24 protein-coding genes are annotated in these 15,470 nt (G+C 68.5%); 20 read left to right on the forward strand and 4 right to left on the reverse strand.

Translation table 11 applies throughout. From position 1 onward, the window contains the following. Positions 1–57 precede the first annotated feature (57 nt). The 3 genes from AB0O15_RS14470 to AB0O15_RS14480 all read left to right on the forward strand — a co-directional run bounded on the left by AB0O15_RS14470 (position 58) and on the right by AB0O15_RS14480 (position 2,314). Positions 58–501: a WhiB family transcriptional regulator gene (locus AB0O15_RS14470; protein ID WP_364318363.1), complete on the forward strand. Its 444-nt coding sequence runs from the start codon at positions 58–60 to the stop codon at positions 499–501. 151 nt (positions 502–652) lie between these two features. Beyond that, positions 653–1,609, forward strand: coding sequence for an Eco29kI family restriction endonuclease (locus AB0O15_RS14475; protein ID WP_364318365.1), 957 nt, complete (start codon positions 653–655; stop codon positions 1,607–1,609). Positions 1,610–2,059: 450 nt separating this feature from the next. Continuing rightward, positions 2,060–2,314, forward strand: coding sequence for a hypothetical protein (locus tag AB0O15_RS14480; RefSeq protein WP_364318367.1), 255 nt, complete (start codon positions 2,060–2,062; stop codon positions 2,312–2,314). A gap of 26 nt (positions 2,315–2,340) precedes the next feature. Here AB0O15_RS14480 and AB0O15_RS14485 read toward each other — a convergent pair whose 3' ends face one another. From AB0O15_RS14485 to AB0O15_RS14495, 3 genes are all read right to left on the reverse strand, one after another. Beyond that, complete coding sequence (locus AB0O15_RS14485; protein WP_364318369.1) at positions 2,341–3,126, reverse strand: protein phosphatase 2C domain-containing protein; 786 nt, start codon at positions 3,124–3,126, stop codon at positions 2,341–2,343. An 11-nt stretch (positions 3,127–3,137) separates the two neighbouring features. Beyond that, entirely contained in the window at positions 3,138–3,908 is a 771-nt protein-coding gene (locus AB0O15_RS14490; RefSeq protein WP_364318371.1) for a GntR family transcriptional regulator, read from the reverse strand. Between the two features lie 545 nt (positions 3,909–4,453). Next, positions 4,454–4,606, reverse strand: a complete 153-nt coding sequence (locus AB0O15_RS14495; RefSeq protein ID WP_364318373.1) for a hypothetical protein — start codon at positions 4,604–4,606, stop codon at positions 4,454–4,456. On the opposite strand from AB0O15_RS14495, the gene AB0O15_RS14500 reads away from it, so the two are divergent. The 16 genes from AB0O15_RS14500 to AB0O15_RS14575 all read left to right on the forward strand — a co-directional run bounded on the left by AB0O15_RS14500 (position 4,605) and on the right by AB0O15_RS14575 (position 13,448). Next, a complete protein-coding gene (locus AB0O15_RS14500) occupies positions 4,605–5,027 on the forward strand; it encodes a DUF6284 family protein (protein WP_364318375.1) in 423 nt (140 codons plus the stop codon). The two genes, AB0O15_RS14495 and AB0O15_RS14500, sit on opposite strands and share 2 nt — an antisense overlap. Continuing rightward, on the forward strand, positions 5,027–5,401 hold the full coding sequence (locus AB0O15_RS14505) for an RRQRL motif-containing zinc-binding protein (RefSeq protein WP_364318377.1): 375 nt from the start codon (positions 5,027–5,029) through the stop codon (positions 5,399–5,401). Before AB0O15_RS14500 ends, AB0O15_RS14505 begins: the two co-directional genes overlap by 1 nt. 26 nt (positions 5,402–5,427) lie before the next feature. Beyond that, positions 5,428–5,766 carry a hypothetical protein gene (locus AB0O15_RS14510; RefSeq protein WP_364319025.1) on the forward strand — a complete coding sequence of 113 codons (339 nt, stop codon included), beginning with the start codon at positions 5,428–5,430 and terminating at the stop codon, positions 5,764–5,766. Then, on the forward strand, positions 5,763–5,972 hold the full coding sequence (locus AB0O15_RS14515; protein ID WP_364318379.1) for a hypothetical protein: 210 nt from the start codon (positions 5,763–5,765) through the stop codon (positions 5,970–5,972). The genes AB0O15_RS14510 and AB0O15_RS14515 overlap by 4 nt, the downstream gene beginning before the upstream one ends. Then, complete coding sequence (locus AB0O15_RS14520; RefSeq protein ID WP_364318381.1) at positions 5,969–7,345, forward strand: DUF2637 domain-containing protein; 1,377 nt, start codon at positions 5,969–5,971, stop codon at positions 7,343–7,345. Before AB0O15_RS14515 ends, AB0O15_RS14520 begins: the two co-directional genes overlap by 4 nt. Then, positions 7,345–7,665 carry a hypothetical protein gene (locus AB0O15_RS14525; RefSeq protein WP_364318383.1) on the forward strand — a complete coding sequence of 107 codons (321 nt, stop codon included), beginning with the start codon at positions 7,345–7,347 and terminating at the stop codon, positions 7,663–7,665. The genes AB0O15_RS14520 and AB0O15_RS14525 overlap by 1 nt, the downstream gene beginning before the upstream one ends. A 147-nt stretch (positions 7,666–7,812) precedes the next feature. Continuing rightward, complete coding sequence (locus tag AB0O15_RS14530) at positions 7,813–8,001, forward strand: hypothetical protein (protein ID WP_364318385.1); 189 nt, start codon at positions 7,813–7,815, stop codon at positions 7,999–8,001. Further along, the gene (locus AB0O15_RS14535; RefSeq protein WP_364318386.1) at positions 7,994–8,167 is read left to right on the forward strand and encodes a hypothetical protein; all 174 of its coding nucleotides are present in this window, start codon (positions 7,994–7,996) and stop codon (positions 8,165–8,167) included. Before AB0O15_RS14530 ends, AB0O15_RS14535 begins: the two co-directional genes overlap by 8 nt. Beyond that, positions 8,167–8,373 (forward strand): hypothetical protein, encoded by a 207-nt coding sequence (locus AB0O15_RS14540; RefSeq protein WP_364318388.1) that lies wholly within the window; start codon positions 8,167–8,169, stop codon positions 8,371–8,373. The genes AB0O15_RS14535 and AB0O15_RS14540 overlap by 1 nt, the downstream gene beginning before the upstream one ends. Continuing rightward, complete coding sequence (locus tag AB0O15_RS14545) at positions 8,366–8,875, forward strand: single-stranded DNA-binding protein (RefSeq protein ID WP_364318390.1); 510 nt, start codon at positions 8,366–8,368, stop codon at positions 8,873–8,875. Before AB0O15_RS14540 ends, AB0O15_RS14545 begins: the two co-directional genes overlap by 8 nt. Positions 8,876–8,996: 121 nt before the next feature. Further along, entirely contained in the window at positions 8,997–9,479 is a 483-nt protein-coding gene (locus AB0O15_RS14550; protein ID WP_364318392.1) for a hypothetical protein, read from the forward strand. Positions 9,480–9,637: 158 nt separating this feature from the next. Next, positions 9,638–10,063, forward strand: coding sequence for a hypothetical protein (locus AB0O15_RS14555; RefSeq protein WP_364318394.1), 426 nt, complete (start codon positions 9,638–9,640; stop codon positions 10,061–10,063). Between the two features lie 68 nt (positions 10,064–10,131). Further along, positions 10,132–10,497 (forward strand): hypothetical protein, encoded by a 366-nt coding sequence (locus tag AB0O15_RS14560; RefSeq protein ID WP_364318396.1) that lies wholly within the window; start codon positions 10,132–10,134, stop codon positions 10,495–10,497. Next, entirely contained in the window at positions 10,497–12,545 is a 2,049-nt protein-coding gene (locus tag AB0O15_RS14565) for a hypothetical protein (protein ID WP_364318398.1), read from the forward strand. Before AB0O15_RS14560 ends, AB0O15_RS14565 begins: the two co-directional genes overlap by 1 nt. Positions 12,546–12,898: 353 nt before the next feature. After that, positions 12,899–13,255: a hypothetical protein gene (locus AB0O15_RS14570; protein ID WP_364318400.1), complete on the forward strand. Its 357-nt coding sequence runs from the start codon at positions 12,899–12,901 to the stop codon at positions 13,253–13,255. A 16-nt stretch (positions 13,256–13,271) separates the two neighbouring features. After that, positions 13,272–13,448 (forward strand): hypothetical protein, encoded by a 177-nt coding sequence (locus AB0O15_RS14575; RefSeq protein ID WP_364318402.1) that lies wholly within the window; start codon positions 13,272–13,274, stop codon positions 13,446–13,448. Here the strand turns inward: AB0O15_RS14575 and AB0O15_RS14580 are convergent. Beyond that, positions 13,445–14,578: a DUF3578 domain-containing protein gene (locus AB0O15_RS14580; RefSeq protein WP_364318404.1), complete on the reverse strand. Its 1,134-nt coding sequence runs from the start codon at positions 14,576–14,578 to the stop codon at positions 13,445–13,447. The two genes, AB0O15_RS14575 and AB0O15_RS14580, sit on opposite strands and share 4 nt — an antisense overlap. A gap of 120 nt (positions 14,579–14,698) precedes the next feature. On the opposite strand from AB0O15_RS14580, the gene AB0O15_RS14585 reads away from it, so the two are divergent. Beyond that, entirely contained in the window at positions 14,699–15,445 is a 747-nt protein-coding gene (locus AB0O15_RS14585; RefSeq protein ID WP_364318406.1) for a DNA cytosine methyltransferase, read from the forward strand. Positions 15,446–15,470 lie beyond the last annotated feature (25 nt).

Genomic DNA, 15,470 nt, shown 5'->3' on the forward strand with positions numbered 1-15,470 from the left:
TTCTTCTCAAGTGCATGAGCGTGGGCGTGGCCCCCGCGCTCCACCTGGAGAAGCGACGTGACATCAGATACCAGCACGACCCAGGACCATCTCTTCCCTCTGCATGCCGCAATCGGTACGCCGCCGGCCGGCAAGAGCTGCGGTCGCCTCGCGAACGGGTTCCCGGACCTCGCCATCCAACAAGCCGTATTCGACGGGGACGTCGAGGATCCGCAGCTACTCGACGCGGCCCGCGCTGTCTGCGCCTCGTGCCCCGTCCTAGGTGACTGCCGGCTCTACGCCGAGGACAGCCTTGACGACACGACGTTCCTCGCCGGCGCGACGGCTACGGAACGAAGGCGCCTGCATGGCCGGGCGGCCCGGGCGCGGCATCGGAAGCAGGTCGTGACATCGATGCGAGCGGCTGGAATCACGATCCCGGAGATCAGCTTTTACAGCGGTTACCCCATACGCACCATCGAGGCCGACCTCGCCAGGCAGGCTCGTGATGGCGGAATCTGACGCTTAACGCAAAAGAGCACGCCGCTCCGTATGGAACTTGGCGGTCGGGTGCGTGTACAACGGAAACGGAAGTCCGCTTGACGGAGACACGGGTACATGGTTATTGTCTCCCTACACGGGCTCCCGGGTCCGTTGTACACAAGGAGGAGCGTTGGAAACCCTGTTCCAGATCGCCGAGCCTGATCCTCGGCGTGAGCACGCCGACACGCGCCTGGCGGGTATGGCGGAGGCCGCCAAGATTGGAGGCGTGAGCAGGCAGGCGGTGACGAACATGCGCTCGCGGGATGCGAACTTCCCGGCCCCTCTCGCTGACCTGGCCAGCGGGCCGGTGTTCCGTGAAGCAGATCTTGTGCGCTACTTCAAGCAGCGTGGCCGCGAGGTGCAGCCAACGGCCTACGGTCAGGTTCAGCGTAAGCGGACCACCAGGTTCGACCCCCTGGATCGGGTGAACCTCGCCCAGAGCGTGGAGCGGGCGTTGCTGGAGGAGCCGATGAACCCGCTCCCGCCGGCGGCGCCGTTCGCCGGCGCGGGCCTGTACTGCATCTACTACCTCGGCTCCTACGAGCCGTACGCCAAGATCGCGTCAAGTCCCAAGCCGGTCCCGCTGTACGTCGGTAGGGCCATCCCCAAGGGCGCCCGCGCCGGCGTAGGGGGAGTGCTGTCGACGATCGAGGAACCGGTGCTGTTCAACCGGCTGCGTGAACACTCTCGCTCGATCGAACAGGTCGAGAACCATGGCGTCTCGGTCGGGCAGCCCGAGCTGCAGTCGGCGGACTTCCGCTGCCGGTTCCTGGTCGTGGAAGACATTTGGGTTCCCCTGGCAGAGGCTCTGTTGATCGGTCACTTCCAGCCGCTGTGGAACCAGGTCTTGCAGGGCTTCGGTAACCATGACCCGGGTGGCGGGCGTCGCCGCGGCGCGCGCCCGGACTGGGATGAGCTGCACCCCGGCAGGAGTTGGGCGATGAAGCAGGCACCCGCACGTCGCGACCGGGAGGAAAGCCTGGAGCGCGTCCGGGCTCACCTGAACAATCTGCTCGAGCCTGACCTCGGGGCCGTCCCGAACTTCAGCGAGGAACAGCTCAACCTGCTCGGGACTGACAACGACTGATGGACCTAGTTGGTGGGCGCCGATCCCGGCGCCCACCAAGGGTCAGCGCGCGGTGGGCCGGCTCGGCAGCCGAGTTCACACCACCACCGGACGGGTCATGTTGTACGTCGCCTGTGAGGTGGTCAGCGGGACTGCCTACGTGGCCGCCGACAGCGAGGTTGCGGAGGTGGCATGGTGCGACCGTGCGGCCTTCGGCGGCAAGGTCTCGCACCCGCTCCACGGGCCGGTACAAAGGCACCTCGGCGCCTGTCTTCGCTGACCTCGACCTTCCCTGGGTTCAGGGTGTGAGCCGCTTGCGATCACAGGTGCCGGGTTGACGGCGCGGTGCTAGTCGTGTGTACACCTGACTAGTGTTAAGCATGAGGGGGCGTGGCCACTCGCATCGTCAGTCCGCGGGCCGGACATCAAGGTACCGTTGTTCACGTCGAACACCTGTTCTATCTTTGCCGGATGGATGAGCGGGTCGAGCACTGGTTCAACCGGCGCTACGGCATCGCCCGCCGGGACGTCTACCTGATCCGGACGCCTATGGGCTGGCAGGTGCTTGGCCGCGAGGGCGGATCGGAGGGGCGCGAGGTGGCGCACTACTTCGACGAAGAGGGCGTGGCTCGCCAGATGTTGCGCCGGATGCTCGAAACGGTGCCGTCAGGGCAGGACAATTGGGCACTCATGTCCGGCAATGCGGTAAGAGACCGAGAGACCTGATCCCGTTGGACGATGTAGGGCCGCCTTCACCGCGGACTAAGCACGACCACAGTGGCGTCGTCGTGGCGCTTGCCTCTCCAGCGCGTCGGGTCAGGGTCGTGCTTCTCTGCGTCGCGGACGGCGTCCACCAATGCTTTTGGCCCCAGGGTATGGAATTGTGAAAACACTTCGGCCCAAGTCCAATTGTAGCGCTCGGTAAGTCTGCTGACTCCGTCAGTGCAGAGCATGATGCGGCGGACGTTGGCCACCGGAATGCTTCCGGTGAGGCCGTTTTCCGCAGCGTCCGGGACGGCACCTAAAACCCAGAATCCACCGGGTTTATTGCGCACTGAGCGAACGAAATCCGGGGAATAGGTGCGCACCTCCGCCGACGTAACAGGCGCCTCGGAGAGGCGGTCTACACGGTCGTCTATTACAGCAAATGTCTCGTCGTCAACTGTTTCTACAACAATCGCGCAGTCAGCTACTACTAGCCATTCGATAGCGACCCCGGTGTGGCGCAAAATTGCGCCCGCTGCACCGGGAGAAAGCGGGTCCGATAAATTGCAGGACGCGCCGTGGTCGATAATGGTCTCCTCGATCGCACCGCGAACGATGGCCTCAAGCGTCTGCGCGGGAGAGTCCTCAAGGCCCTTCCTCAAGTTCTCGGCTAGACGCTCGACTACCCACGTGACGGGGTGAACACATCCGCCGGCCTCGCCAGGATAACGGCCAGCACCGTCCAGGACTAAGGCCCAACTAGAGCCGGCCAGCCAGTAATCCTCGTTCGTACCGCCGGGCGTGGCTTCCGTGATCGCACCAACGACCTGCACTTGTGCGCCTCTCAGTCTGGGATCTTGAATCGGTATGCCATCTCAACCATGTCGCCGCTAATGACGGCCAGCATGACTTCGACGGCGCGGCCCGCAGTATCGTAGGTCGTTCTCGTCAATTCGACGACAGGAGTGCCCGGCGGAAGCGCCAGTGCCACGCTCTCCGGCCCGGACGGCATTCTGACGCGCCATTCCTCTGATATCTCATCAAGTTCGTAGCCAGCCTCTTCCAGCCGCGCAAACCCTCCACCCGGACCGGTATTCTCCTCGCGAATGAGAGTTCCTCGGACGACCGGCAGTTCGTAGTACGAATCTGCTAGCTGGTTTGGCCTACCATCCACATAGGTTGTACGTCGACGTACCCATACCGGGGTTCCAATCTCAATCTTTAGGCGGTTAGCCACTACTGCGGGGGCCGGGACTTCCGCGAGTTCACGAATAACCTGTTCGGCGGAACGCCCTTGTTCGGCTGCCTCGGCAACCAGGATGGCCTTTCCCGATCTCCAGCGAGTTTTGCTATACCGATCGATTCCATGTCGCCGGGCAGAGGGTCGTTCTCGGACGAAATTCCCTTTTCCTTGTTGTGAGATGACGAGACCTTGCTGCTTAAGGAGGTCGACAGCTTTCCGGACGACCGCCAGGGACACCATGTGGTCTGCCGCCAGGCTGTCCAAGGTAGGTAGCTGCTCCCCTGGTCGCAGGTCACCACGCTCGATCTGCATGCGGATGTGGTCGGCCAGGCGGACCTGAGCCGGACGCGCATCGGTAGGCCCTGTACTCATTGGGCTAACTCTACGCCATTCCGCAGGTCTGCATACAGACTCCCTTGACAGTCGATGTGACGCGTGCGTACGGTTTGGTCGTTCGCAAGTCTGCATACAGACACGCAGACCTGCAAACATGATCGCCGGTCGGCAGGCCACGAGCGGCGGCACTTAGTTGCCGCACGCCATGACACCGCTGTGCCCGGTCGTCCGTTGAGAACTCCACAGAGGCAGCGTTGACCGGCTGATTCCACGGTCAGGCGCTTTACCCGGCCCGTCGGGAGACGGCGATACGGGCGGCGCCAGCACCACAGCGACAGGACTGTCGTGAGCAGTAATTACCTCGCATTGAGCCACTTGGCGGCCGACCCCGGTGTCTTCCCGGGCGAGCGAGGCGAGCGAGATCGAAAGTCCGTCGCTGCCCTCCTCTGTGTAACGCCGCGCGGCAGGTCGCACCCGATCCGGGAGCGCCGCCGCGCGGCGCCTTTCCTGACTTCCCGATCGAGCTGTGAAGGCGTGATTGCCATGGCTGCTCTCGCTTCGCTCGTCCGTATCACCGCGTCTCAGGGCGCCTTGTGGCGCGCCTGCGCCGGCTGTACGACCTTGGCGCCGCTCGCGCCGGACCAGACCAGATGCACGGACTGCCGGGCCGAGCCGCCGCGTACCTCGCGGCGCCGGTCGCGGGCGGCCTGACCGGAAGGACTCCTGACCTCCATGTCGCACACGAATCCTGGCTTCGCGGTCGATGACCTGGTCAAGGTCGACGGCGATCGGCCCGACGACGACCCGTGGACGATCACCGAGATCGTCACGGACAACCCCAAGCACGACGGCCCCTACGCGTTGCTGCGTAACGAAAACGGTGAGCGCTCGTGGTCCGCCTTGCGGATCCTGTGGCATGTCACCGCCGACTTCGGCACGGCCGAGCCGTCTCCGTGCGAGTTGGCTGCGATCGAGGCAGAGTGGCCGCAAATCGAGAAAGGCCTCGCCGAGCTGGACGCCGAGATCCAAGCCTTGTACGCGGCCGATCGTGGCCTGAGCGAGTTGGATTGGCGCCGCAAGCGGCGGCGCGAGGCCCGGCTCACCCGCGGGGCGGCCCCGGCCCGGTCGGTCACCGCGTTGCGGCCTGCGGCCTGATGGCCCGGATCCGGGCCGCGTTCCACGACCCGGACGGCGCCCGGTACGGCATCCCCACCTTCTGGTGGCGGGGTGCACCGGAAGGCTTCGCCACCCGCCGGCAGCTACGCCGGCGCGGTCTGTGTCCGGGCCGTCAACCCGTTGCAGCGCAAGTGCTTTGGGCCGGCGTGGGCGGCGTCCGAGCCGCCTATCTGTACCGGCTCGATCTGGCCCGGCCGAAGCGCACCGCGACGCCGGCCGTGCGAACGGCCCTCGCGAAGGCGATGCGCGCCCGCCGCACCTGTCGCAGCTGCGAGCAGGTGCGGCCCTACATCATTCCCCGCTCGCTCGGCGAGTGCCTGACCTGCTCAGACTCTGCGAAGGAGGCTCCGTGAGCACTCGTAAGAACCGCCGCACCGTGATGGCCGAGCTGATCCTGCTGGCCGACCCCACAGCGTTCCGCGTCTTCCGCGAGGACGCCCTGTCGATCGACTTCGACCGGGTCGCCGAACTCAAGTCCTGGTTGCACCTGGCCGGGCTCAATGACCCCGACATGCTGACCGGAGGGCACGACGGCGTCAGTGATGATGGCCGGCCGTACCGGTCGATGAGCGCCTACCCGAAGTGGCACGGCTGGGAGATCTACGCCAACGCCACCGAGTACAGCGACACGACCGGCGAACTCAACCCGCAACTCGCGGACCAGCTCGCCGAGCTGGCCGCCGAGGAAACCGACGTACCTGCGGGGGTGACCGGATGACTGACTACCTCAAGTCGGCCGCTGACCTGCTCGCCAAGGCCGCCGAGGACAACGAGCGGTGGTCCTTTAAGACCACAGTCATCGAGGGCCGCGAGCGGATCGCGATGAAGTACGCCCAGCTCGCCGCGATCGAACGCGGCCTCATCCCGACCGACATGGTCGGCGACCTGCTGGCTCAGATCGCTCGATCTGAGGTCCCGCGGTGACGGCCGCGACGCTCGCGCCGCCGGACAGCCCGGCGATCGAGGTCGAGCCGACGCACGCGGCAGCGCTTGCCGAGCTGACCACGATCACCGACCGGGTCCGCTACGCGTGTGAGCACGGCCCCGGTCCGCGGACCGACGCGGTCCGGCAGTGGCTGGCCGCGTACGGCATCGAGACTCGCCGCCCGTACGTGTCCACCCTGGTCAACGGCTACCGCGGCAACCTGGACATGACCGATACCGGCGAGATCCCGGCCCTGACCGGCGAGACCCTCGCCGACCTCGACCACCGATCCGCCGGCGTCGAATCCGCCGAGACGCGTTCGGATCCGGCCGCCATCACCGACGACCCGATCGAGGCGGAACCGCGTCGCGACACCGAGCCTGACCCCGTCGCGACGCCTACCGGGAAGCAGGAGCCTCGACCGGCCCCGGAATCGACCGATCCCGGCCCGGCCGGCACGAGTGTCGCGACGCCTGAGCCTGCTCCTGCCGCCGTCGCGACGGGCACCCCCGGAAGCGTCCACCGGTCGCCGAAACCGGGCGCTCTGGTGGCCCTGGCCGTGTCCGTTGCCGCCGCCGCCGGCGGCGGCGTGCTGGCCGTGTCTCGGCTGCCGCTGAGCGTCGTACAGGGCTGGCCGTGGCCGCTCACCCTGTCGGCCGGGCTGGCGACGGTGACGATCCTGCTGATGCTGACCTGGTCCGCCGGGTCCGTGGTCGGCAGCCTGGTCACCGGACGCACGGCGCGGGACCTGACGCTGGACCTGGCGTCGTGGACCGTGGCCGGGATCGCCGGGTTCCTCGCCGCATACGGGCAGGTCAAGTTCGCGCAGTGGGCCGGCGTCACCGGTACCACCCGGTTCATGGTCCCGGGCATCCTGGAGCCGTCCGTGGTGGTCCTGCTGCTGCTGGCCAACCGGCGGGTCCGCCGCCGGCTCGCCGGCCTGCCGGCCAAGCCAATCGGGAAGATCCTGACCCTGGCCGGGCTGCTCGGCGGGTTCGCGGTCTACACCAACGTGGTCCACGCCGGCGGCCGGCTCGGCCTGGTCTTCGGCGCGGCCACCGTCGTCGGCCTGATCCTCTGGTGGGTCAAACTGCAGGACGACGCGGCCCCCGAGGTCTGGGACGACGCCCCGCAGTCCAAGCGCCTCTCTCGGCGCACCTCGCGGTACCGGTTGCTGCGCTGGCTGATCCTGCCCGGCCAGACCCGCCGGGCCTGGTTGATCAGCCTCGATCACTCCATCACGGACGCCGAGGCCGGCCTCGACCTGGCCCGCCGCTGGCGGCGCGCCTACGACGAGGCCCGCAAAGCCAAGCGCAGCCGCCGGGACGCCCGCCGCGCAGCGACGGCCTGGATCGACGAGTACCTGCACTGATGACCAGCGACAACGCCGACCGCCGGGTCTGGCAGTTGCGGAACCTGACGGTCATCGAGACCTTGATACGTGATCATGACCTACCCGCCATGGTCTGGACCGTCGGCCCGCTCGGGATCACCGGCGACCCCTACGCCGCGTCCGACGACGACGCTCGGCGGACAGCCGTCGAGAGCTGGGCTCACGTCCTCGGCGCCACCTGGTGGGCGCCGCACGTCGATGGCGGCATGACCACGCTGCGGGCGAGTGTCAAGGACTACCACGGCGCGGCGATCATCCTGCGCACGGTCCTCTTCGAGGCCGATTCCGCAAATCAGTAGCGCCGTACGACGGCGACCGTGGGGACCGACCCGGGCAACCCGGTCGGTCCTTCTCGGTGACCGCCAGAACGGCGGCACGGGCGGCCCCCTCCCGCCTGGACAGCTACCGGGGCCACCCGTCACTCCTGCACAAGGAGCGACCTCATCATGGCATCCAACCCCAGCTCCAACCCCTCCGGCAGCACCCAGAACGCGACGGGCGCCGTCATCGCCGACGCCCGCCCGGTCTACGACGCCCGCCGCGGCCACCTGATGCCCGCCGGGCACGACGCGGCCAGCGCGCCGCAGCACAGTGCGGCCCGTCGCGGCCAGGCCGGACACCAGAGCCGTGGCTAGGGCCAAGGACGTTCCCCGCGGCCAGACTGACCCGGCGACAGCACGGTTGCTGGCCGCGGTCGACTCCGAGTCGCGGCCCTACACCGACCCGCAAGCCCAGTACCCGCGCGCCAAGAGTTTCCGGCGCACGGTCACCGAGGGCGCCAACCGGCGCGAGGCCCGCTGATGCGCCGCCCGATCTGCCTGCTCCTCGCCCTCGCCGCACTCCTGCAGCTCGCCAACGCGTACCGCGCAGAGTCCGGCGCCGACCTGGCGCTGCACCTGGCGTCCGGGTTGGGGCTCGCCTTCGCCGCCGTCCTGGCCCGCCCGCACCGTCCCCGTACCCGCGCCCGCCGATTCCGCCTGTTCAGAAAGGTCCGCCGCCGTGGCTAACGACACCACGATCACCGTCGTCGGGAACCTCACCGACGACCCCGAACTCAGGTTCACCCCCTCCGGCGCCGCCGTCGCCAACTTCCGGATCGCCTCCACCCCGCGCACCCTCGACCGGCAGTCCGGGGAGTGGCGTGACGGCGACCCGCTGTTCCTGGCCTGCAACATCTGGCGCGACGCTGCCGAGCACGTCGCCGAGTCCCTCAAGCGCGGCAGCCGCGTGATCGTGCAGGGCCGCTTGCGGCAGCGCTCGTACGAGACCAAGGAGGGCGAGAAGCGCACCGTCTACGAGCTGGAGGTCGACGAGATCGGCCCCTCGCTGCGGTACGCCACCGCCACGGTCAAGAAGATCACCCGCACCGCCGAGCCCGGGGCCGCGCCGAACCGGCCGTCCGCCCCGCGGGGCGGCTCCCCGGAGGACCCGTGGTCGGCGCCCGCGTCGACCTCGACGCGCGTGCCGGCGACGGTCGGCGCCGCGGCCGACGACGAGCCGCCGTTCTAGCCCGCTTCGGGCCGGTCGCCGCGACGGCGCTGCGATCGGCCCGGCCCGAGCCCTTCCGGACAACCCTTGATCGGAGAAACCGCTCGTGAGCCAGTGTCACCTCAGCGCCGGGCAATGGCGCGTGATCAGCTACCTGTACCACCCGGACCAGCTCAGCCGGCGAACCAGCCCGAGCCTGGCCACCGTCATCCAGAAGCAGGACGTCGACCGCGACGACGTGATCGAGGTCATTGAGCGCGGCCTCGTGCAGGGCCGCGTCGGCGGTGAGGAGTGCACCCGCGGGCCGCTCAAGCGGCTACCTGAGAAGGCGATCCGGCTGCGGCTGACCAAAGCCGGGATCTACCGCGCCCACACCGACCCGCAACACCTGGTCCTGTGCGCGCTGCGCGCGTACGGCTACAGCCTTCACCTCGACTTCCTGATGAACCGGCTCACCGCGAAGGTCACCTTCGGCGAGCTGTGCGAGATCGCTGACAGAGGGCTGATCAGCACTCACCTGCTCGGCGACGACATCGAGGTACCGATCGCCGACATGCGCGAGACGCCCAGCCTGGCTGTCGCTTGCCTGACCGGGCGCGGCAAGACCTTCGCCGCCTATGTGTGACTGCCCAACCCCACCCCGCTTCATCAGCCTGAACCCACTGATCGGAGAGACTGCTCGTGAGCAAGCGTCACCAACTGAGTGCCGATAGCTGGCGCGTGATCGGCCACCTGTTCGACCCCACGTTGGTCAGTCCGTATCCGCGCCGTCGGGACCCGAGCATGGCCACGGTCTGCAAGAAGCAGGACGCCACCCGCGAGTCCGTGATCGACGTCGTCGACCGCGGCCTCGTCCACGCCCGCCTGGACGGCAACGAGATCCCGCTCGAAGGGGTGCGACGCCTGCCGGAGAAGGCGATCCGGCTGCGGATCACCAAGGCCGGCATGTACCACGCCAGCCACGACCCCACCCACCTCGTGATGTGCGCGCTGCGCACCTACGCCGACCTGACCCTGTACACGCTGCTGCGTGGCCTGGCCAGCCCGATCGGGTTCGGCGAGCTGTGCGAGCTGGCCGACCGGCACCTGTTCGGCACGTACCTGGTCGGCGCCGACACGGAGATCCCCATCCGCCAGATGCGGGACATGCCGTCGTTCGCCTACGCCCGGCAGACCGCCGTTGGTCGCGCCTACGCCGCCACCCGGTAATCAGTGTGACGCGTCGGGTGCAGCTGCCCGCGACGCGTCACACTGCCAACCCTCGTGAAAGGACAGTGATGGCTCGCCGCCTCATGCCCGACGTGGAAATCAAGGATGACGAAGACCTGCTCAAGCTGCTGGAAGGCATCCGGCAGGTCGGTATCTCGGCTCACGATGAGGTCGATGAGCTGGCCGGGATGATCCGGATGAAGATCGAGCGGTACGGCCGCCGCAACGGGCTGTCGCGGATGCGGGCGAAGTTCTGGGGCCGGCAGGTCGCCCGGCCGCTGGTGCGCGCCGCCGACGAGTTCCTCGCGGTGGCCGCGTACGCCCGGGTGTGCCGCAACCGGTTCGAGGCGTTCCTGGTCGCGCTCGATGACGAGCAGCCCTCCGCCTCGGACTTCAACGTCCGCGGCCGTGGCAACGGCCGGCGGGCTGCCTGATGGCCCGCCGCAGTCGGTACGCGGGCGGCCTCGACGCCGCCCGCGGCGCCTCCTACGAGGTCAAGGGCAATCCGCTGCCGTACGTGATCCCGCCGGTCGCGGCCGTGGTCAACCTGATCCTGGCCGGTGTGCTGTCGCGGCTGTGGGGCGCCTACGCGGATCCGACGGTGTGGCAGGCGGCGTGGCGGGCCGGGCTGATCCTGGCCTGCTCGGTCGCGATCGTGTGGTGCACCTGGCAGGTTGGCCGCGCCCGGCAGCTCCCGCTGCGCGCGGCGTCGCTGCTCATGTCGATGGCGGCGTGCGGCGGGCTGTTCGTGCTCACCTTCACCCGCTGGACGTTCGACGCGGTGATGACCTACCTGCTCATCATGATCACCGCTTCGATCATGCTCGCCGTCACGAAGCTGTTGCACGGCAAGGGCGACGACGCCCGTAGCAGCCCGTTCGGTGAGCTGGGTGAGCGGGTCAAGGAGTTGCAGGACATCGGCAAGACCGGCCGGCCGAAGGTGGTGGACGGACGGGTGGTCACGCACACCGAGATGGTTCACGGCGCGGACTTCGGCAGCCTGGCGACCAAGGAGGTCCGCACCGCGATCGCCTCGGCCAACGATGTCCCGGTCGGCGGGGTGCGGATGATCCGCGACCGCAACACCCCGCGCACCGGCCGTGTCGAGATCTCCCCGGTCGACATGCTCGAACATCCGCCCGCCTGGCCCGGCCTGTCCGCCCCGGGCGGATCGATCGCCGAGCCCCTGCGGATCGCGGTCTACCAGACCGGTTCGGTGGTGCCGCTGATCCTGCCCGGTGATCCAAGCGTCGACCGCAACGCGATGGGCGTGCTGATCCTGCTCGGCGCGTCCGGCTCGGGCAAAACCGCGTTGCAGCTCGAACTCGCCGCAGAGGCCCGCTCCCGGGTCGACGCCGAGGTCGTCTACATCGACGGCCGTAAAGGCCTGCAACTGCCGAAGGCGTTCCGCGACGCCATGCACGTCATGATCCACGACCAGGCCGAAGGCGAACGCTACCTCGACGGGCTCATCCCCGACGTCGCCAAGCGGGCCGCGCAGATCGGCGGTCACGGCCACGACCAGTGGACCGCCGGATGTACCAAGTGCCCGAAATACAAGGTGGTCATCGTGGACGAAGCCAGCAAGTTCATCGAGTCCGAGGACACCATGGTCGAGTTGGCCGAATCGGTCCGCTCGGCCGGGATCGGTCTGCTGCTCGGTCAGCAGCGCGCTACCGGCGATCGGCTGCCCACCTCGGTGCGGTCGACGGTCGGCGGGGTGATCTGCATGGGAGTCAAGGACATCGGGGAGGCCGCCCGGGTGCTGTCGGAGGAGACCATCGAGGCCGGCGCCGACCCGTCGTGGAAGAACCGCAAGCCCGGCGCTCTCTACGCCGAGCTGCCCGGCACCGACCCCGACGACTGGTCCCTGCCCGGCCGCACCTACAAGATCGACCGGGATGAGGTGGTCGCCGAGCTGGTCGCTTACCTCGCCTCCATCGGTGAAGCGCCTGCCGGGACCGGGATCGCCGTGACGGCCGCGGCCGCCGTCAAGGAATCCGTGGCCTCCGTCAAGGAATCCGTGGCCTCCGCCACGGCAGAGCCGGTACGCGACCGCGACGACGATGACGATCCGGACCGCGACAACGATCCGGACCTCGTGCCGCCGCCGGTCGACCCGGACTGCCCACCGGATGAGGACCCGCACGCCCCGATCACCGTCCCCAACCGGACACGGGTGCCGCTCGACCTCGAACCCGAGAACGGCCGGCAGTACACGCCGGCGGAAATCCGAGCCATGATCCGCAAGGCGATCGTCACCGCCTACGGCAACGGCCGCCGTGACGTCCGGCCGGTCAACTTCTCCCCGATCGTCGGGCTGGTCGGCGACAAGGGCCTCAAGCCGCCCACGCTGACGAAGATCCTCGGCGAGTTCTGCCAGGGCCCGGCGCCGCTGCTGCGCAAGAACGACCACGGCATCTACGAGATCCTGCCGCCCGACGATGACGAGCCCGGTGCCGCCCTGGCGCGTGCCGCATGAACGCTTCGACTCTCACCGGCCGGTTGCGCCGGGCTGCCGCGTGGCGGCCCGGCCGTCAGGACGGCGCCCGCGTCGTCAAGATCCGTTGCCCGTACTGCAAGCGGTGGCACCCCGCGCGCCGGTTCCGTCAGGGCGCGCGCGGCTGCCGCGGGTGTGTCGGCACCGGCTGACACACACTCACCCGCCCATCACACTCCGTAGCGATATTTCACGCAGTTCACGCGCTTCACGGACTTCACGCACAGGCCTGCAACGTGCGTCTATGCGTGCGCGTGCGCGCGCGCAAGCCTCTTCGTGAAGTCCGTGAAGCCGTCCCACGACTTCCTCCCGAGCTATACAGAAAGTGACATCTCATGTCTTCGTCTTGGTTCGGGTTCGCCAGCCGCAGCGCGGCCCGCGAACTCGGCCGGCGCCTCTGGCGCTGGTTTCTCGCGTTCGAGATCATCCGCTGGTTCGCCCGGACGGTCCTGCCCGTCCTGCTCATCCTGACCGCGCTCGGCGCCGCCGTCTGGGTCGCCGTGCGCACCGCCGGCTGGTGGCTGCCCCGCCTGACCGGCCTCGCCATCATCGGCGTCATCCTGGTCGCCGCCGGCTGGCTGGCTCGCCGCTACCGGTGGGAGCTCCGCGCCGGGCTGCCCCGCACCGCTGTCGCGGTCGGCGTCCTGGCCCTGGCCGGGGTGCTCGGCACACTCGTCTACTGGCTGCGCTGACCGGGATGAGAGCGCTGTGGAACAGGCCATCATCGCCGACCTTCAAGCCGCCGGATGGCGGGAGGTACCGATCGCCGTGCACGACGCGCTGTGCCGGGTACGGGTGGCCACCCTCCAAGAGAGCGGCCCGTATCCCGGGCTCTTGCACTGCGCGTTCTGCGGCTTCTTCTACGCGCGGCCGTCGGGCAGCTAAAGGCCAAGGCCAGCGGCGCGTGCCAGGGGGCAGCCGCGCCACTGATCGTTCTCATCCCACACGACCGCGATGCCCTCGGCGTTGAGCCACGCGACGCGCCGGTCGCTGATCGGAGCGCTGAACACCGCGAGCAGGCCCAGGCCGGCGCCGGGCGGGTAGAGGAAGTGCCGATACTCCTTGAGCTGGCTGTGAGCCTCGCGCGTGGCACGAACGACATCGGTGTGGCCGTAGACGACTTTGTACTCACCGATCCATTGCGTGGGCTTGGTGACGACGAAGTCGCGCGGGTGGACCTTGGTGGTCAGCGCGAACCCTTGGGTTTGCAGCCACAGCCCGTACCGTTTCAGGCCGCCCTCGTGGCGGGGCTTGCGTTTGATCGAGCGTTTCGGCTGCTCGATGGTGGTCTCAACGTCCTCGCCGGGCTCGAACGGCAGATCCCGATCGAGCGGATCGACATGGACAGCCGGTGCGGTCCAGACTGTTCCCGGCGCGGTGCTGGCGAGTTCGTCTCGGACCCGGATCGCCTCACCGAGTAGCACGCAGGCCTGTGCCAGGTCGCCGGCGAGGACCTTGTCGTCGGGCATCGCGTTCAGCGGGTAGGTCTTCGCCAGGATCGTCGCCGCCTCGTAGCGGCGCTGACGCAGTCCCGCGAGTTCCAGGGTCATAGAACTGTTCCACCCGGCTGCCGCGTCGGCGGGGATGCCCGCGCGGATCGCGGCCGCCTCGGCGTGGAACGAGGCCAGCAGACGCGGCTCACGCGGGGACAGGGTGGCGCCGGCGGCCTTGGCGGCCATGTCGCTGGCCTTGAGCGCCTCCGACCGCAGCTCGGTGCCCATGTTGACGCTCAAGGTCCATGCGTTGGTGGTGGCCTGTAACAGCCACACCACGTACAGACCCCGTCGTGGGTTGTTGGACTCGTCCGGGTCGAAGAACCCCACCCACGGGGTGTCCGTGGTGCTGCCCTGCCCGCCGCTGCCCTTGATCACGAACTCGCTGGGCCGGTAGTCGTCCAGCAGCTCGGCCGCTCGGCTGAGAAGCCGCTGCTGCGGTGTGTCGAACCCGTCGCGTGGGGAGTAGCCGCTTCCCACGCCGCGTAGGAAGTCAACCAAGGTCGTCGGTGCGGTCGCCATGCGCACGGTTCTACCGCACCGGTACGACACATTTCCCCGTTTCTCGTGTCCTCGTGACGCTCACCAGCGCGTGCCCTCGGCCGCCGCCGGCGTGCCGCGCTGCCACGAAAGCAGGCGACCATGACCCACCCGATCTCCCCCCTTGTCCGCCAGGCCGGCCGGTATGTGACTGGCACCCTCGCGCGGCCGAGGCTGCTGGATCTGTGCTGCTGCCAAGGCGGCGCGACGCGTGGCTACCAGAACGCCGGTTTCTACGTCGTCGGCGTGGACCTTGCGCCCCAGCCCCGCTATGTCGGTGACGAGTTCATCCAGACCGACGCCCTCGACGTCCTGCGTGACCGCGCGTTCTTGGCGGGCTTCGACGCGATCCACATGTCCTGGCCCTGCCAGGGCTTCAAGCTCGGCACCCTGCGGACCACCAAACCGGTGCCCGATCTGGTGACCCCGGGCCGTGAGGCAGCGAACGCCACCGGCCTGCCGTGGGTCATCGAGAACGTCATGGAGGCACCCCTCGACCCGGACCGGTCGATCGTGCTGTGCGCCAACACCTTCGGCCTGCGCACCTACCGGCACCGCCGGTTTGAGTACTCCCGCCACCTCGAGCTGACCGCGCCGGCGCACCTGCCGCACATGAAGCGGGCGCCAAACCGCCGCCGGCGCGAACGGTGGCTGGCCGGCGACCACGCCTCGATCACCGGCGACGTCGGCACCTATGTCGGCCCCGAGGCCATGGGCATCAACTGGATGACCGGCAACGGGCTGTCCGAGGCCATCCCGCCGGCTTACACCCAATGGGTAGGCAGCCAGCTCCTCGCCTACCTGACCGGCGCCTGGTCGACGTTCCCGGCAGCCTTGGAGGCGGCGTGAACGCCGTCAAGGTGCTGACGCTGTT

It is taken from the genome of Actinoplanes sp. NPDC089786 (assembly GCF_040684855.1).
Lineage (GTDB): Bacteria > Actinomycetota > Actinomycetes > Mycobacteriales > Micromonosporaceae > Actinoplanes.

Coding starts and splice junctions, on each gene's coding strand:
- AB0O15_RS14525 (WP_364318383.1), top strand. CDS start 7,345: ATGACCAGCGACAACGCCGACCGCCGGGTCTGGCAGTTGCGGAACCTG.
- AB0O15_RS14505 (WP_364318377.1), top strand. CDS start 5,027: ATGGCCCGGATCCGGGCCGCGTTCCACGACCCGGACGGCGCCCGGTAC.
- AB0O15_RS14490 (WP_364318371.1), bottom strand. CDS start 3,908: ATGAGTACAGGGCCTACCGATGCGCGTCCGGCTCAGGTCCGCCTGGCC.
- AB0O15_RS14560 (WP_364318396.1), top strand. CDS start 10,132: ATGGCTCGCCGCCTCATGCCCGACGTGGAAATCAAGGATGACGAAGAC.
- AB0O15_RS14510 (WP_364319025.1), top strand. CDS start 5,428: ATGGCCGAGCTGATCCTGCTGGCCGACCCCACAGCGTTCCGCGTCTTC.
- AB0O15_RS14530 (WP_364318385.1), top strand. CDS start 7,813: ATGGCATCCAACCCCAGCTCCAACCCCTCCGGCAGCACCCAGAACGCG.
- AB0O15_RS14540 (WP_364318388.1), top strand. CDS start 8,167: ATGCGCCGCCCGATCTGCCTGCTCCTCGCCCTCGCCGCACTCCTGCAG.
- AB0O15_RS14555 (WP_364318394.1), top strand. CDS start 9,638: ATGGCCACGGTCTGCAAGAAGCAGGACGCCACCCGCGAGTCCGTGATC.
- AB0O15_RS14495 (WP_364318373.1), bottom strand. CDS start 4,606: ATGGAGGTCAGGAGTCCTTCCGGTCAGGCCGCCCGCGACCGGCGCCGC.
- AB0O15_RS14515 (WP_364318379.1), top strand. CDS start 5,763: ATGACTGACTACCTCAAGTCGGCCGCTGACCTGCTCGCCAAGGCCGCC.
- AB0O15_RS14480 (WP_364318367.1), top strand. CDS start 2,060: ATGGATGAGCGGGTCGAGCACTGGTTCAACCGGCGCTACGGCATCGCC.
- AB0O15_RS14500 (WP_364318375.1), top strand. CDS start 4,605: ATGTCGCACACGAATCCTGGCTTCGCGGTCGATGACCTGGTCAAGGTC.
- AB0O15_RS14565 (WP_364318398.1), top strand. CDS start 10,497: ATGGCCCGCCGCAGTCGGTACGCGGGCGGCCTCGACGCCGCCCGCGGC.
- AB0O15_RS14570 (WP_364318400.1), top strand. CDS start 12,899: ATGTCTTCGTCTTGGTTCGGGTTCGCCAGCCGCAGCGCGGCCCGCGAA.
- AB0O15_RS14580 (WP_364318404.1), bottom strand. CDS start 14,578: ATGGCGACCGCACCGACGACCTTGGTTGACTTCCTACGCGGCGTGGGA.
- AB0O15_RS14585 (WP_364318406.1), top strand. CDS start 14,699: ATGACCCACCCGATCTCCCCCCTTGTCCGCCAGGCCGGCCGGTATGTG.